16 protein-coding genes and 2 pseudogenes are annotated in these 13,510 nt (G+C 58.7%); 11 read left to right on the forward strand and 7 right to left on the reverse strand.

Translation table 11 applies throughout. The features are described 5' to 3' along the window. Positions 1-255: 255 nt before the first annotated feature. Together vapB and vapC are read left to right on the forward strand one after the other, a co-directional pair. Complete coding sequence (gene vapB, locus EO99_RS0117470) at positions 256-486, forward strand: type II toxin-antitoxin system VapB family antitoxin (protein ID WP_029619896.1); 231 nt, start codon at positions 256-258, stop codon at positions 484-486. Then, the gene (vapC, locus tag EO99_RS0117475; protein WP_029619897.1) at positions 486-887 is read left to right on the forward strand and encodes a type II toxin-antitoxin system tRNA(fMet)-specific endonuclease VapC; all 402 of its coding nucleotides are present in this window, start codon (positions 486-488) and stop codon (positions 885-887) included. The genes vapB and vapC overlap by 1 nt, the downstream gene beginning before the upstream one ends. A 262-nt stretch (positions 888-1,149) precedes the next feature. Here the strand turns inward: vapC and EO99_RS27565 are convergent, their stop codons facing one another. Beyond that, a complete protein-coding gene (locus EO99_RS27565) occupies positions 1,150-1,287 on the reverse strand; it encodes a type II toxin-antitoxin system RelE/ParE family toxin (RefSeq protein WP_156034878.1) in 138 nt (45 codons plus the stop codon). After that, positions 1,277-1,480 carry a hypothetical protein gene (locus tag EO99_RS27570; protein WP_162179323.1) on the reverse strand — a complete coding sequence of 68 codons (204 nt, stop codon included), beginning with the start codon at positions 1,478-1,480 and terminating at the stop codon, positions 1,277-1,279. The genes EO99_RS27565 and EO99_RS27570 overlap by 11 nt, the downstream gene beginning before the upstream one ends. Before the next feature lie 1,369 nt (positions 1,481-2,849). Here EO99_RS27570 and EO99_RS0117490 point away from each other — a divergent pair. From EO99_RS0117490 to EO99_RS28595, 3 genes are all read left to right on the forward strand, one after another. Then, complete coding sequence (locus tag EO99_RS0117490; protein ID WP_037112308.1) at positions 2,850-3,119, forward strand: CopG family ribbon-helix-helix protein; 270 nt, start codon at positions 2,850-2,852, stop codon at positions 3,117-3,119. Continuing rightward, entirely contained in the window at positions 3,116-3,424 is a 309-nt protein-coding gene (locus EO99_RS0117495; RefSeq protein ID WP_029619900.1) for a type II toxin-antitoxin system RelE/ParE family toxin, read from the forward strand. Before EO99_RS0117490 ends, EO99_RS0117495 begins: the two co-directional genes overlap by 4 nt. Positions 3,425-3,940: 516 nt before the next feature. Next, positions 3,941-4,078, forward strand: coding sequence for an inositol monophosphatase family protein (locus EO99_RS28595; RefSeq protein ID WP_328286609.1), 138 nt, complete (start codon positions 3,941-3,943; stop codon positions 4,076-4,078). A gap of 136 nt (positions 4,079-4,214) precedes the next feature. Here EO99_RS28595 and EO99_RS27580 read toward each other — a convergent pair. Beyond that, positions 4,215-4,349 (reverse strand): annotated as a pseudogene (locus EO99_RS27580) (helix-turn-helix domain-containing protein); the annotation flags it as partial. A gap of 595 nt (positions 4,350-4,944) precedes the next feature. After that, positions 4,945-5,358, reverse strand: a complete 414-nt coding sequence (locus tag EO99_RS0117515) for a VOC family protein (protein ID WP_029619904.1) — start codon at positions 5,356-5,358, stop codon at positions 4,945-4,947. A gap of 311 nt (positions 5,359-5,669) precedes the next feature. On the opposite strand from EO99_RS0117515, the pseudogene EO99_RS25890 reads away from it, so the two are divergent. After that, positions 5,670-6,178, forward strand: a pseudogene (locus EO99_RS25890) (tyrosine-type recombinase/integrase). A gap of 153 nt (positions 6,179-6,331) precedes the next feature. Here EO99_RS25890 and EO99_RS0117525 read toward each other — a convergent pair. From EO99_RS0117525 to EO99_RS0117535, 3 genes are all read right to left on the reverse strand, one after another. Continuing rightward, positions 6,332-6,796 carry an SRPBCC domain-containing protein gene (locus tag EO99_RS0117525; protein ID WP_029619905.1) on the reverse strand — a complete coding sequence of 155 codons (465 nt, stop codon included), beginning with the start codon at positions 6,794-6,796 and terminating at the stop codon, positions 6,332-6,334. Next, positions 6,789-7,136, reverse strand: coding sequence for an ArsR/SmtB family transcription factor (locus tag EO99_RS0117530; RefSeq protein ID WP_029619906.1), 348 nt, complete (start codon positions 7,134-7,136; stop codon positions 6,789-6,791). Before EO99_RS0117530 ends, EO99_RS0117525 begins: the two co-directional genes overlap by 8 nt. 191 nt (positions 7,137-7,327) lie before the next feature. Beyond that, complete coding sequence (locus EO99_RS0117535; protein WP_029619907.1) at positions 7,328-8,245, reverse strand: AraC family transcriptional regulator; 918 nt, start codon at positions 8,243-8,245, stop codon at positions 7,328-7,330. A gap of 135 nt (positions 8,246-8,380) precedes the next feature. Here EO99_RS0117535 and EO99_RS0117540 point away from each other — a divergent pair, with 135 nt between their 5' ends. The 5 genes from EO99_RS0117540 to EO99_RS0117560 all read left to right on the forward strand — a co-directional run bounded on the left by EO99_RS0117540 (position 8,381) and on the right by EO99_RS0117560 (position 13,494). Then, entirely contained in the window at positions 8,381-9,631 is a 1,251-nt protein-coding gene (locus EO99_RS0117540; RefSeq protein WP_029619908.1) for an ABC transporter substrate-binding protein, read from the forward strand. A gap of 66 nt (positions 9,632-9,697) precedes the next feature. After that, complete coding sequence (locus EO99_RS0117545) at positions 9,698-10,561, forward strand: carbohydrate ABC transporter permease (RefSeq protein ID WP_029619909.1); 864 nt, start codon at positions 9,698-9,700, stop codon at positions 10,559-10,561. Beyond that, a complete protein-coding gene (locus EO99_RS0117550) occupies positions 10,558-11,376 on the forward strand; it encodes a carbohydrate ABC transporter permease (RefSeq protein ID WP_029619910.1) in 819 nt (272 codons plus the stop codon). Before EO99_RS0117545 ends, EO99_RS0117550 begins: the two co-directional genes overlap by 4 nt. A 7-nt stretch (positions 11,377-11,383) precedes the next feature. Further along, a complete protein-coding gene (locus EO99_RS0117555) occupies positions 11,384-12,430 on the forward strand; it encodes an NAD(P)-dependent alcohol dehydrogenase (RefSeq protein ID WP_029619911.1) in 1,047 nt (348 codons plus the stop codon). Next, positions 12,430-13,494, forward strand: a complete 1,065-nt coding sequence (locus EO99_RS0117560; RefSeq protein ID WP_029619912.1) for an ABC transporter ATP-binding protein — start codon at positions 12,430-12,432, stop codon at positions 13,492-13,494. The genes EO99_RS0117555 and EO99_RS0117560 overlap by 1 nt, the downstream gene beginning before the upstream one ends. Positions 13,495-13,510 lie beyond the last annotated feature (16 nt).

Consider the following 13,510-nt stretch of genomic DNA (forward strand, 5'->3'; position numbering starts at 1 on the left):
CTGTTTCTGAAAAGTGCGGATTCTCGCATGACGCATGCAATGCCCGCTGAATTGTCGTTGAACTCACCTTGAAACGGAGCGCGACTTTGCTCAGCTGGTTGAGTATCTTCACCTGCGTTCCCTCCGCAATCACGAGAAGGCGAAGGATCGCACCATGCTTGTGGATGAAATCGTTGAAGTATATCCCATTGACATATCCCAAGGAGAGTACCATCATAGCTAGATCGTCGGCCAATGATGAGCGGAGTCACTCAAATGGAGCAGGGGGCAGTATTTCTGAGCAATCGAAGTCAGGCAATCCGTTTGCCAAAAGCGGTCGCTTTGCCTGATGATGTAAAGCGGGTCGATATTGTTGCAGTGGGGCGCACACGCATCATCGCACCTGCTGGCGAGGTTTGGGACAGCTGGTTTGAAGGAGCGGCGGCGACAGCTGACTTCATGAGTGAACGTGAACAGCCTGCTTCGCAAGAACGCGAGGCAATGTAGTGCTCAGGTACATGCTGGACACCAACATCTGCATTTTTACGATCAAGAATCGACCCCAGCATGTGCGCGAGGCGTTCAATCGTTTCCATGGTCAACTGTGCATCAGCTCGATTAGTTTCATGGAACTGATTTACGGAGCGGAAAAGTCAGCCAGTCCCGAAAAAAACCTACCCGTCGTGGAGGGCTTCGCGGCGCGCCTCGAGGTGTTGGCTTACGATGAACCAGCAGCCAGCCATACGGGGCAATTGCGAGCCGAACTGGCGCGCAATGGCAATCCTATCGGCCCATATGATCAAATGATCGCCGGACACGCTCGCTCGCGCGGACTGATCATGGTCACCAATAATCGCCGAGAATTTGATCGCGTACCCGGCTTACGGGTGGAAGACTGGACTGAGTAGCCTTGACGTTCGATTGTCGCACCCACCGGCAGTCAAGGATGACGATGTTGATCTGCACTGAGAGCTGACCCAGGACTGCGGAGTATTATCATCGACAAATCTCGGCGCAAATCCTGGGGCAGATCTCAACGAAAATCGACAGGCAGTCCTCAGCTCCACAAATTCCCCCGACCGTCCACCTCTATCCGAGGAGAGAGGCAAACAGAGTTGTTTCAGTGTAGCCCATCCACAGCCTCCTGATGAGCTCATCGCCGTCTCAAGGTCAGTCGCCCAAAATCTCGAAAACGGCGTCGAGTTCGCGCAGGTATTTTTCGGCCTGAGCGTGACCGAAAGTTTGGACGGTGTAGCGATAGATATCTTTCAAGTCGCGTTCGGCGCGCTGTGTAATTCTATGACGCATGCGGAGATTCGGCGCGGGCTTCCCGAATAATGTCGTCAATCGACTTTCCACTGACGGGGCTATCGAAGCCCTCGTCAATGGCGGCCTGGATGGCTTTGCGTTTCTCGTCGGGCGAAAGCGCATCGAACCATGCACGCTGTTCCTTGGTCGGAGCAGCCCACGGATAGACGTCGATGCTGATGGTTTCGAGCATGTTCATGACGTCAGTATAGCCGAAGACGTCCGAAATGCCAGAAAATTGGCGGCGGCGGCGCCGTTCTGAACGCGGTCATCCGCGCAAAGAACGGCTGATCGCCCGTGTAGGCGACCGTGGCGCTATGCCATGTTCGGCAGCGATCTGGCCCGTTTGGCTGCCCCGGTGGCGATCCCGCGACGGACGTCCGACAATTGGGCAGGCGTCAACTTGGGCGGACGGCCCAGCCGCACGCCGCGCCTTCGTGCCGCCGCCAGCCCCTGTTTGGTTCGGCGTGTGAGCATCCGTTACTCGAACTCGGCAAGACACACTCGCTGAGCTTTGGGATCCATCGAGCGGCGAAACCACGGCTTCTGCTCCGGTCCCTTCCCATCCTGCATTCATCCGGAAGGCAGTGGCGGTAGAAGGTGAGTTGGAACTACTAAGCCCTTATTATATCGTTTTCGAAGGCAAAGCATTGCAAAAACTGGGGGTCGTGGGTTCATATCCTTTCAAGGCGGCGGCTTCGGCTTCAACGCACCCAGCTACGGAACGTTTTCACCACGTCACAAGCCTTTAGTTCCTTACGGGCGAGCCAAGCTCAATATTCCAACGACTGAGGCCAGCCGCGAGTGATTATAGCGCTTGGCGCAGTCGCTGGGGATCACATCAGGAGACGCGGTACCCGCTGCTATGATGGATGCCCCAATTGGGGGCCATCGCGGATCGTGGGATCGTGATCCGTCGTAAAATTTCTCCTTCGTGTCCCGCAGACATGCAGCCGGTGCTTGCCAGCCGTTGCGGTGGACCCAGAACGGGGCTGGCCAGTCCCCGTTCCGCTATCAGGCTTCAGACGGTGGAGATGTCAGACCTCTGGGGGACCGCCGCCCGAGCTTAGTCTGGTTCAGCGGCGCAGTAGGTCTGGTTGTCGGGGAACGCGGGTCGCATCGGAGAGCGGGACGACGTCTCGCGCGCGGCCGTGTGGCTTGCCTCCGATGAGGCGGAGTATGCACAGGCACGACACTGTTCATCGATGGCGGCATGTCACTCTATGCAGAGTTCCGTGACAATGGCTAAACCCAACTGTGCCATCAGCCAGCATGGCGTCGTCGGACATGGAGACAGCTGCCCTGATCGCGCGTTAGAGCGCGGGCAATGGCAGAGGCATGGAGCCGGGCGCGAGCGTCTCAGCATCGCGCTGTTCCATCGTAATACTTGGCCTGGTGTCATGATTCTGCAGACGTTGCTAAGGTGTCGCAGAAATCCAGAGTGTGGCCGGCTGCGAGCGCGTGTTTGAGGAAAAAGTATCTGGCACTCAGCGCGGGCGGGGCTGGTCAGGCTGGGTAGGATGTGCTAGGGTGTACACAAGTAAGCACAGGGAGATCCGACTGTGACCGCCAGCACCACAATGACAATTCGGGTCAGCCCCGAGGTAAAGCAAAAACTCGACCGGATCGCGACCGACACCCGGCGCAGCAAGTCGTTCCTGGCCGGCGAGGCCGTCGCGGCCTACGTGGAGCGCGAGCTTGAAATCATCGAGGGCATCAAGCGCGGTATGGCAGATGCGGCGGCCGGTCGTGTTGTGCCGCATGACGAGGCCATGGCCGAACTCTATGGCGTGATCGGCGCTGCGGAAGCAAAGCGAGCCGGCAAGGCGTGAGGCGCCCTGTTACCTGGGCGCGCGAAGCGCTGGACGATATGCGGGAACAGCTCGCGTTTATCGCCCAGGACAATCCTGCGGCGGCGCGACGTGTGGCAGACCGTCTCCGCGAAACGGGCGAGGCCCTTGGGGAAATCGCAACCGGCCGGCCAGGTCGCGTATCAGGCACCTATGAAAAGTCCGTCACCGGCCTGCCCTCCATCATTTCCTATGAGCTGCGGCCAATCGGTTGCCGCGAATGCGTCGTCATCCTGCGCGTGATCCACACGGCGCGAGACTGGCCCACCGAGGAATGGCCGCACTGACTTAAAGACGTTTTAACGTCATCCAGCTCCTTCGAGCTGTGCTAGGCCGGCCGCTCGTGATCTTGCTAATGCCGGGCCAAAGCCACGGCCGGATCAAGATTAGCCCCATTGCGAGCTGGAAGAAGCCGAAAGCCTATCCGGTCTTTGCGACACCGCCTGGTTTCGAGGCCGTTATGACCAGTCCTCTACTCCGTTTCGACCTTTCAGGTGCGGGCGGATCGTCTCCGGTCCTACCGACGGGCATCGAGACCGCGATGGACACGGCCTGAACAACCGAAAAGGAATACATCAGAGACGTTGTCGATGGGGTGGAAGCTTGCCTGGAGAAAGCGGAACTTGCAGCGGTGATCGACCCTGTCGACGGCACCTGGCACTTCGGCCACGGGCCGCCCATATTCGGCAGCATCCTCGTGATCGTTGCACATGTTTGCGCCTGACGTGCAGGCTAAACTGGCGCCGCGTGTTACGCGGTTTCACCGGATGACCACCTGGCGCTGTTCTGCCTGGGAGTGCCGCATGCTTGCCACAGGTGCCATGAGCTTTTGCCTGAGCGAGAGCTTGAGACCGTGGGACCATGCTGCCGGAGTTCTCATCCATGCGGAAGCTGGCGGCCACGGGGCGATACTGAGTAGCGAGGCTTATCGCCAACGATGATTACTGGGCACCTGCTGGCAGCACCCAACGTCGAGTCCTGGACGCCGTACGTGACGCGCTGCTGGTGGATTGAGGTCTGAGTATGTATGGCGAGGGCCGCCGGTTCGATACCCTTCAAGAGCGTGGGCTACGTCTCTATGTATTTGCGCACCGTCTTGCGATCGATGCCCGTTTCTCTGGAAATGGCCGATACCGTCAGCCCCTGCTGATGCAGATCCAGGATCATGATTGTCTCCCTCAGCTTGATCACCAAAATCCACCTTCCGACCATCGGAAGGAGTATCGGCGATGACTCGCCGCCGGTCTTCCGGGGCGCGCCCCGGAAGACCGGCGGCCGCAGCACCTGGGGAAGATTCAAACGGCACTATTAGGGAGTATTGCTCCGGTGACAATCCTGCATTGTTATTTCTCTGGGAGCTGTCTAATCTTCGAAAGATGTGGGCACACTTCCTGGCAACGAGCGTAGTATCCGTCGGACTTTCGATACCCGAGCTGCGACGCCTCGCCAAAAAGTACGGTGTTATCTTTTCCGCAGCAGTTGGCGGCAGTGCAGTGTTGCTCGTGTCTGGGTGGCTTCTTGCATTGGTCCTGACGGCTTCCGGCCTAACCGGGATTTTCTCCACCCTCAGATCATGGCAGCTCGCCTTGACTTTCATCCTACCGTTGTCTGCCTTCTTGTATTCACGGCGTTACTACTCAGTCACCCCCAGTCTCTTCCCAACCGGGATCGTTTTCGCGGCCGTGAGCATGGTCTTCGCTGGGATCGAGTTTAGCTACGCCTACTAAGGGAAGTCCCTCGACCCGAACCGCTCCCAACCTGGTCGCCTGTGCGCCAACAGCCGACAAGTCAAATTCGTACGAGCTTCCTAAACCTCAGGACGTTCCGGCGACAGTTTGTAGCAAAGCTGCCACGAAATGCCGAAACGGTCTTCAACGAAGGCGAAGCTTTCGCTGAAACCGTAGTTGCCGGCAGGCATCATTTTCTTTCCATCAACGGATAGGACTTCCGCGAGATGCGCCACCTGGTCGCTCTCGGTGCAATCGATCCAGAACGAAAAGGACGGCGTGAAAGTGAATTGGTGGACCGGAGGGCTGTCATTGGCCATCACGGTTTGGCCCGCGATGCGTATGAGAGATGTAAAAACCTTACCTGCCATCTGATCGTGCTCATCGCCATAACGGGTTAACTGCTCGATCTCTGATCCGGGAATCGTGTTCACATAGAAGTTGATAGCCTCCTCGCAGCGACCCTGGAACATAAGAAAAGGTGTGGCCTTCATCGCCTCTCTCCAAAGCTTTTGCGGTCAAACGTCACATGTAAAGTAAGGCCGACATTCAGAAATTGAAAGCACCGTGGGACGCCACTGAGGGATTTGAGGCGGCAACCCTTCGTCCGCTTCGGGCCGAGTAGCGACGAGATGTGCTATCATCCGCTGCCTGATGGAGGTGACGCGGCGGGAGGAGTGGCGGGGAACTCGTCATGAATATTATCCCACTGCGTCCCCGCCGCCCCTGGAACAAGGGTATCCTGGTCGGTCAGAAGCGCCCACTTCAGCCAAAGAATGTGTGATCGATCCGTGTTCGACTGGAAATGGGCGGAGCGATCAGAGAGCTGGCGCTCTTCAATCTCGCATCGACAGCAAGCTTCGCGCCTGCGACCTAGTAAGACTGAGGGTCGAAGACTTGTGGTCTGGTAGCTCGGTCAGGGATCGCGCAACTATCATCCAGAAGAAGACAAAGCGGCCCGTACAGTTCGAAATGACCGAGCACACGAAAGCTGCACTTGCAGCATGGCTCCCATTCGTCCGACGGAGCGGCGGTAGCTACCTGTTTCCAAGCCGCCGCAAGACGTCGCAGCATCTGTCGACGAGGCAGTACGCCCGGATTGTCCAGCGATGGGTAACGTCCATCGGCCTCGAAGCCAGCGCCTACGGAACGCACTCCCTGAGGAGAACTAAAGCGGCACAGATTTACAAGAAGACTGGCAACCTCCGGGCCGTGCAGGTTCTGCTCGGTCACACGAAGCCTGAAAGCACCGTCCGATATCTGGGCGTCGAGGTGGGCGATGCTCTGCGGATCGCTGAGCAGATTGAACTGTAGGTTGGTGACCATCGGCGGATTGCCGATGGTCCCTCTCGCGTCAAGAGGAGACATGCCAATGATCTTGAAGATATCTGAGGAGCCGGTTTACCAAGTGCCCCGCAGGACGAGCTAGTAATTGACCTCACGCTCGCCTCTTGGCGGTGGTCAAGGTCACAGACGCTGAGCGAACGCCGCGAGCTGGGTGAGTGTGGTGCCCCACCCCTCTTGGAACCCTAGCTGCTCGTGCTTCAAGCCGTCGGCTGCAGTTTTGTGCAATACCCGCGCCGAATAGAGAGTACCCGTGCTCTGTGGTTCGAACGTAATGATGGCAGTGAGCGCAAGCCAGGGCTCGATCGGCTGCCAGCCCTCTGCCAAGGTTGTGGTCCAAACCATCCGCTGCTCCGGCATAACTTCCAAAAAACAAGCCTCAACATGCGGCTTGAACTCACTGCCTTGCTCGCGCATGAGCGTTTCGAAGCCTCCGCCAGCCTTCAAGTCGAGCTTGACCACCCGGCACTCAATAGGCTTCGGAATCCACCACTGCGCAAGATGCTCCGGAGACGACCACGCCTTCCAAACTTTCGCGGGCGGTGCCTCGATAAACTTTGAAATGGTAAGTTCAGATTTTTCAGTCATCAGTTCCGTCTCCTGGCATTTGTTCTTCGACATAATGAGCAAGGCGATCTGTCGCCGCCTGCCAAAGCTTGCGTTGCTCGGAAAGCCAGTTTTCGGCCTCTTCCAAGCGCTCGACCCTGACGCGGCAGGTACGAGTTCGGCCAATTTTCTCGGTCACGATGAAGCCGCTCTCCTCAAGCACCCGCAGATGCTTCAGGAATGAAGGAAGTCCCATGTTGAAGGGTTCAGCCAGTTCCTTGACCGGGGCGGATCGCCTCAACAAGCGGATGATCACCGCTCTTCTTGTTGGGTCTGATAGGGCGTAGAACGCGGTATCAAGTGAGAGATTATTGTTTGCCATATGGTGAACTATAGACATTAGTTCGCCGACTGGCAAGGTATTATCTATGCGTCAGTTGCAGCGACTGCTTAACCACTCTTAAAGTCCTCTGCGGTAGATCAGGGGGAGGTGTCTGCGGTCTCGCTTAGCGAGTATCAGGGGTGGTCGAGGCGAATGCCGCCTCAGTCAGCTCAACAGGAGCAGCTTCTTTGCTAAGAGACTATAGATCGCCCCCTGATGCGGGCTGCGGTCCGATAGGCGCGAGGGGTGAGCCCGGTTTCTATCCTGAAGTAACGATTGAAGTTGGACAGGTTGTTGAAGCCGGCTTCAAAGCACACGTCGGTGATGGGAATCTCGGTCTCAGCGAGAAGGGTGCGCGCGCGCCAGACGCGGACGGATCGGCTATAGGCTGAAAAATGCATGCCAGTAAGGCGCCGGAAGGCGCGGGAAAAAGCGGAAGGTTCGAAACCGACCTGTGCCGCCACTTCGTGCATTTGAGCGCCCGGAACCGATTGCAGGATCTGGATAGCTTGGTCGATGCGCCGGTGCCTGCGGTCCGACATCTGGTTATAGACTGAAAGGAAGTGCTCGCTGGCAAGGAGCCGCTTCTGCGACGCGGCCTCAATGTCCTGCAAAATTTCCAGAAAAAGCCCCAGTCCGCCAAGGTGGCTGACCGCGTGTAATTTGAGGATTTTCGCCCCGATCAAAGAGGCCTCCGGGCCTAAAATCTCAATTCCCCGCTGTGCGTGGGGCTTCAGCCGGTGGAGAACGTCAAACTCGGGACAGACCGCGCGGACACCGATCAAGGCGTCCGCGTTGAATTGCAAAACCATGTCGCGTCCGGGAAGCGGCGGCGCACCGGGCGTGATCCAGTTATGCGGTAGGTTGGTGCCTGTCAGCATCAGGTGCCCCGGGCGAAATGGGCCGATATAGTCACCGACATAGGCAAAGCCGCTCGCATCCGGGATGAAGTGTATCTCCCACTCGGGATGGTAGTTCCAGATGCAGACAGGGTTGGGATAATCGTCCCGCCGGATTAGATAGGAGGCGCCTCCGGGCAGGACGATCTGCTCACGCGTTGCGGTGAAGGTCTCCGCGATCGAATGCGGATAATCTGATGCAATTGGCATTCCCACACTCATGTTGTGCTGCACAAATGTCAAAATAATACCAGTTGTGAGCAGAAGGCAAACTAGTTCGCTCCGCGCGCTTGCGCAAAAGTGTTCCCGTCGATGGCAAGGGAGTTGCCATCAAGGGAGGAAATCATGACACTCAATGCTCTCCGCGCCGGTTGCGCGGTCATCGCCATATTTGCCGCATCCAACGCTCATGCGGCCGCACAATGCACGGAGGACGTTCGTGTCCTGGCGCAGCCGCGCGACGGACTGACACTTCTCGAGGACTATGTCGACGAGTTCGAAGAGCTTTCCGGGGCCGGGTTTGAGATCAGTTACCTGAATGAAAATGATCGCCGCGCCAAGTCTCAGGCCGACGCGTCGACCGTCGGTAGCTTCGACGTGTACTACATCGACGAAGCCAATCTTGCCCTGTTCGCCTCATCTGGCTGGGTCGTTCCGCTCGAGGGTTTCTACCCCGCTGAATACGACTATAACGACTTCGATGCCGGCATGCGGGCCGCTGCCACTTATGAAGGCAAGCAGTGGTTTGCGCCGGTGCAGGGTGGCGGTGACCTGATGGTCTATCGTACCGATCTCCTGGAAAAGGCGGGCATCCAACCTCCGAAGACCTGGGACGAATATTTTGCCGCCGTACAAAAACTGCATGATCCGGACAACGGCGTCTATGGCACAGCTCTGCGCGGCCAGCGCGGTTCGGGCGCCAATGTCTGGCGCTGGATGCCCTTCTTCAAGGCCAATGGCGGCGAGTGGTTCAAGGATGGCAAGCCGGCCTTCAACTCGGACGCAGCCGTGAAGGCGACCGAGACCTATCTCGAGCTCTTCAAGTATTCGGCGCCTGGCACCCAGACCGGTTCCTGGGATGAATCCACCGGCGCCTTCCGTGCCGGAAAGGTCGCGATCATCATCGAATCCGCACCGCTCGGTGGCATGTCCGTCGACAAGGCGCAAAGCCAGGTCGCCGACAAGGTTGCCTTCTCCGTGCCGCCGTCGCCGCTGCCGGGTGGCGGTTACGCCCATGGATTTGCGATCGCCTCTAAGGCCAATGCAACCGACGAGGAAAAGGCCTGCGCCGGTCTGTTCGTTGCCTGGGCAACCTCCAAGGAGCAGGAGGCCCGTCGCCTCGCCGCCGGACAACCGGGTGAGCTGACGCGAACCAGCACCTATCAAAGCCCGGAATATGCCGCGACCTTCGGCCAGAACCTGGCCGATGCCATGGCCGCAACAGGTGAAAAAACCACGGTCACCTTTTGGCAGGATGCGCGCTGGCAGGAACTGGGCAATCAGTGGGGCATCATGCTGGAAGAGCTGATCACCGGCAGCCGCACGGACGTCAAGGCAACGCTCGACGAACTGGAAGCCTTCGCCGCCAAACTCTAAGGCCTCCCAAGCCTCCCGCGGGCGCGTCGGGTGACGCGCCCGCTTTTTCCCATCCGAGGATCTGCCATGCGCCGCGGCCGCTCGCTGCCTTACGTCTTTCTTGGGCCTACACTGGCCATCCTGATCGTGCTCGCCCTCGTGCCGACGATCTACGCGATCAACATTTCGCTCCAGAACCGGACCCTTTCAGCGCCGGATGCGAACTATGTCTGGTTTGCCAATTACCTGACGCTGTCTTCGGACGCTCGCTTTCTCAACGCGCTATGGGTGTCCTTCAAGTGGGAGATCATCAGCGTCACTGCGACCATGGTGACGGGGCTCGCTCTTGGGATTGCTATGTTCGAGGCAGCGAGCCCCCGCATGCGCAACGTCCTCTGCGTGCTCTTCATCATCCCGGTCCTTCTGCCCCGTGTCTGCGCCGCCTTCGTCTGGAAGTTTGCCTTCCACCCGCTCTATGGTGCCTTGACCTGGCCGGTACGGGAACTCACCGGCATCACGCCGGACATTCTCTCGACCCCGCTCGGCGCGCTCTTGGCCGTTGCCTTTGTCGATGTTTGGCAGTGGGGCCTGTTCTTCGCGGTCATCATCCTGAAGCTACTGGAATCCCTGCCGCCGCAGCCGCTCGAAGCCGCGCGCATCGACCGGGCAACCCGCTTCGGGATCCACCGCTTCGTCACCCTGCCGATGCTCAAAGCTCCGTTGATCAGCCTGCTGCTGGTCAAGGCGATCGAAAGCCTGCGTTCCTTCGACCTGGTTTATGTGATGACGCGCGGGGGCCCCGGAATCTCCACTGAGACACTCGACATGTATGCCTATTCGCAAGGCTTCATCGAAGCCGGCAAGATTTCCTACGCTTCCTCCATGGCCGTCATCATGATGGTGCTGACCATCGTCACTTTCACCTTCACCTGGAAGAGGCTGAACCGATGAAGCTCTCGACCCTGCTACTTAAGCTTCTGCTGCTCATTGCCTCCGCGCTCGTCGTGCTGCCGCTGCTCTGGACCTTGCTCAACGCCTTCAAGACCAATGCAGACCTCTTGGTCTCCACCCCGAAGCTCGTCTTCCAGCCGGTCTGGGAGAACATGAGTTACGTGCTGAACCGGCGTTCGGTGGCACGGGCGCTCACCAATTCCCTGATCATTTGCTCAAGCGCGGTCGTGCTCGGTGCCGTCCTCGGCGTGCCGGCGGCCTATGTGATTGCCCGTTTCAAGAACAGGATCACCGCGGAAGCGCAGTTCTTTGTGCTCTCGCTCCGTTTCCTGCCACCGGTCGCGATCGCCATTCCGATGCTGGTCATCTGGCTCGGCCTCGATCTCTATGACACCCGTCTGTCGCTGATCGTGACCTATCTGATCGTGACGGCTTCGATCACCATCTGGCTGTCGGTGCCGGCCTTCGAGCGTGTTAGCTTGCACATCGAGGAAGCTGCCCGTGTCGATGGCCTCGGGCCATACGCGACCTTCTTCCGCATTGCTTTGCCGATCGCCCGTTTTCAGGTCTTTGGTGCCATCGCTTTCTCCTTCGTGCTCGTCTGGAACGAGTTCCTGCTCGCCATGATGCTCACCACCTCGAAGGCAAAGACCCTGCCGATCATCGCATCCGAGATGTCACAGCTCGGCATGAACGTGCCCTGGGGCATCCTGAACGCCGCTGTCGTCCTTCTGTCTCTGCCGCCGCTGATCCTGCTCGGGGTGCTGGCGGGCGGGCTCAACGCTGCATTTTCCAAGAAAACTGATCAAGGTTGACTGACCCATGAAAGCACTAGTCCTCGAACGTGTCGGCGAACTCTCCCTGCGCGACATCGAAATCCGCCACGAAATGGGCCCGGACGACGTTCGCATTCGCATCCACACCGTCGGCGTCTGCGGCAGCGACGTGCACTATTACACCCATGGACGCATCGGCGACTTCATCGTCAACGCGCCGATGGTGCTGGGCCATGAGGCCGCCGGCACCATCACCGAGATCGGTGCCAATGTCACCCATCTGAAGCCGGGGGATCGGGTCTGCATGGAGCCGGGCATTCCCGACCCCAAATCACGCGCCTCCCGGCTCGGTATTTACAATGTCGATCCTGCCGTCACCTTCTGGGCGACTCCTCCGGTGAATGGCGTGCTGTGCCCTGAGACGGTCCATCCGGCAGGATTTACCTATAAGCTGGCGGACAACGTCTCATTCGCCGAAGGCGCCATGGTAGAGCCCTTTGCGGTCGGCATGCAGGCGGCTGCCCGGGCGAAGATTACGCCCGGCGATACAGCGGTTGTCACTGGTTGCGGTACGATTGGCATCATGGTGGCCCTGGCCGCCCTGGCCGGCGGCTGTTCGCGCGTGCTTATCTCGGATATCTCCGAGACGAAGCTGAAGCTTGCCGAAAGCTATGGCGGGATCACTGGTGTCAATCTCAGGCAAGTCGATCTGATTGAGACGGTCAATGAGGCGACCGAGGGCTGGGGAGCCGACATCGTCTTCGAATGCTCCGGCGCGCCGGCCGCGATCCGCGATCTCTTCAAGGTCGTGCGCCCCGGTGGGACAGTCGTTCTCGTCGGCCTTCCGCCGGAACCCGTCGCAGTCGACCTCACAGCCGCCTGCTCCCGAGAATGCCGCATCGAGACGGTCTTCCGCTACGCCAATGTGTTTGACCGGGCACTGGCCCTGATCGCTGCTGGCAAGGTCAACCTGAAGCCGTTGGTTTCTGGCACCTATACTTTTAGCCAATCGATCGCCGCCTTCGAACGGGCTGCCGAGGGTCGGCCGGAGGATGTGAAGCTGCAGATCGTCGTGGATGGGGAGGAGAACTGATGGCCACTGTCGAATGCCGGGGGATCCGGAAGGTCTATGGCGCGCTTGAGGTCATGCGGGATTTCGACCTTGATATCGACGATCATGAATTCATCGTCTTTCTCGGGCCGTCGGGATGCGGAAAATCGACCATGCTGCGCATGATCGCGGGGCTTGAGGAGATCTCGGGCGGCGACTTGCTTATTGGTGGTGAGCGGATGAACGAGCGTGATCCGGGTGACCGCGGCATTGCCATGGTATTCCAGAACTACGCGCTCTATCCGCATATGAGTGTACGCGAGAACATCACCTTCGGTCTCGAGCGTGCCGGTATCGGCAAAGCCGCAATCGACCAGCGCCTGGCCCCTGTGGTCGAAGCACTCGGTCTTGGCGTCTATCTCGCACGCAAGCCGACAGAACTGTCGGGCGGCCAGCAGCAGCGTGTGGCCATCGCACGCGCCATGATCAAGACGCCAGAGGTCTTTCTCTTCGACGAGCCGTTATCAAACCTTGACGCCAAACTGCGCGGCAGTCTGCGAGTCGAAATCGCGCGGCTCCATCGCGACCTGAAGACCACGAGCATCTATGTTACTCATGATCAGCTGGAGGCGATGACACTCGCTGATCGGATCGTGCTGATGAAGGAGGGGCGCATTGAGCAGATGGGGACGCCGGAGGAAATCTATCAGTCTCCCGACACCCTTTTCGCCGCAGGCTTCATAGGTACCCCCACCATGAATTTTCTGGCCATGGAGTCGACGAATGGTGTTCTTACCGACGGTGCGGTCCAATTGGGTGTCCCGTTTGCGGTAAGGCCTGGTCCTGTAACGATTGGAATCCGGCCCGGGGCATTCAAGCTAAACGACCAAGGCGGCGGCTTGAGAGGGCGAGTAGAACGCAATGAATTTCATGGGGAGACTCGGCTTGTTTCCATCCGCGTCGGCACAAACGAGATCAGTGTTGCTGTACCTGCGTTTCTGAATGTTAGAGAGGGAGAAAACATCGGCCTTGATGCAGATGCGCAAGACCTACATCTTTTCGACCCGGTGACTGAAAAGCGGCTACATCCCGTCCGGGAAAGGTAGTTGCGCCGTCGCATGG

The sequence above is a fragment of the Pseudorhizobium marinum genome (assembly GCF_000705355.1).
GTDB lineage: Bacteria > Pseudomonadota > Alphaproteobacteria > Rhizobiales > Rhizobiaceae > Neorhizobium > Neorhizobium pelagicum.

Excerpts from the sequence above, each read along its gene's own strand:
- EO99_RS0117540 (WP_029619908.1), top strand. The coding sequence starts at position 8,381 with ATGACACTCAATGCTCTCCGCGCCGGTTGCGCGGTCATCGCCATATTT.
- EO99_RS27570 (WP_162179323.1), bottom strand. The coding sequence starts at position 1,480 with ATGCTCGAAACCATCAGCATCGACGTCTATCCGTGGGCTGCTCCGACC.
- EO99_RS0117545 (WP_029619909.1), top strand. The coding sequence starts at position 9,698 with ATGCGCCGCGGCCGCTCGCTGCCTTACGTCTTTCTTGGGCCTACACTG.
- EO99_RS0117525 (WP_029619905.1), bottom strand. The coding sequence starts at position 6,796 with ATGACTGAAAAATCTGAACTTACCATTTCAAAGTTTATCGAGGCACCG.
- EO99_RS0117515 (WP_029619904.1), bottom strand. The coding sequence starts at position 5,358 with ATGAAGGCCACACCTTTTCTTATGTTCCAGGGTCGCTGCGAGGAGGCT.
- EO99_RS0117560 (WP_029619912.1), top strand. The coding sequence starts at position 12,430 with ATGGCCACTGTCGAATGCCGGGGGATCCGGAAGGTCTATGGCGCGCTT.
- vapB (WP_029619896.1), top strand. The coding sequence starts at position 256 with ATGGAGCAGGGGGCAGTATTTCTGAGCAATCGAAGTCAGGCAATCCGT.
- EO99_RS28595 (WP_328286609.1), top strand. The coding sequence starts at position 3,941 with ATGCTTGCCACAGGTGCCATGAGCTTTTGCCTGAGCGAGAGCTTGAGA.
- EO99_RS0117530 (WP_029619906.1), bottom strand. The coding sequence starts at position 7,136 with ATGGCAAACAATAATCTCTCACTTGATACCGCGTTCTACGCCCTATCA.
- EO99_RS0117550 (WP_029619910.1), top strand. The coding sequence starts at position 10,558 with ATGAAGCTCTCGACCCTGCTACTTAAGCTTCTGCTGCTCATTGCCTCC.
- EO99_RS27565 (WP_156034878.1), bottom strand. The coding sequence starts at position 1,287 with ATGCGTCATAGAATTACACAGCGCGCCGAACGCGACTTGAAAGATATC.
- EO99_RS0117535 (WP_029619907.1), bottom strand. The coding sequence starts at position 8,245 with ATGCCAATTGCATCAGATTATCCGCATTCGATCGCGGAGACCTTCACC.
- EO99_RS0117555 (WP_029619911.1), top strand. The coding sequence starts at position 11,384 with ATGAAAGCACTAGTCCTCGAACGTGTCGGCGAACTCTCCCTGCGCGAC.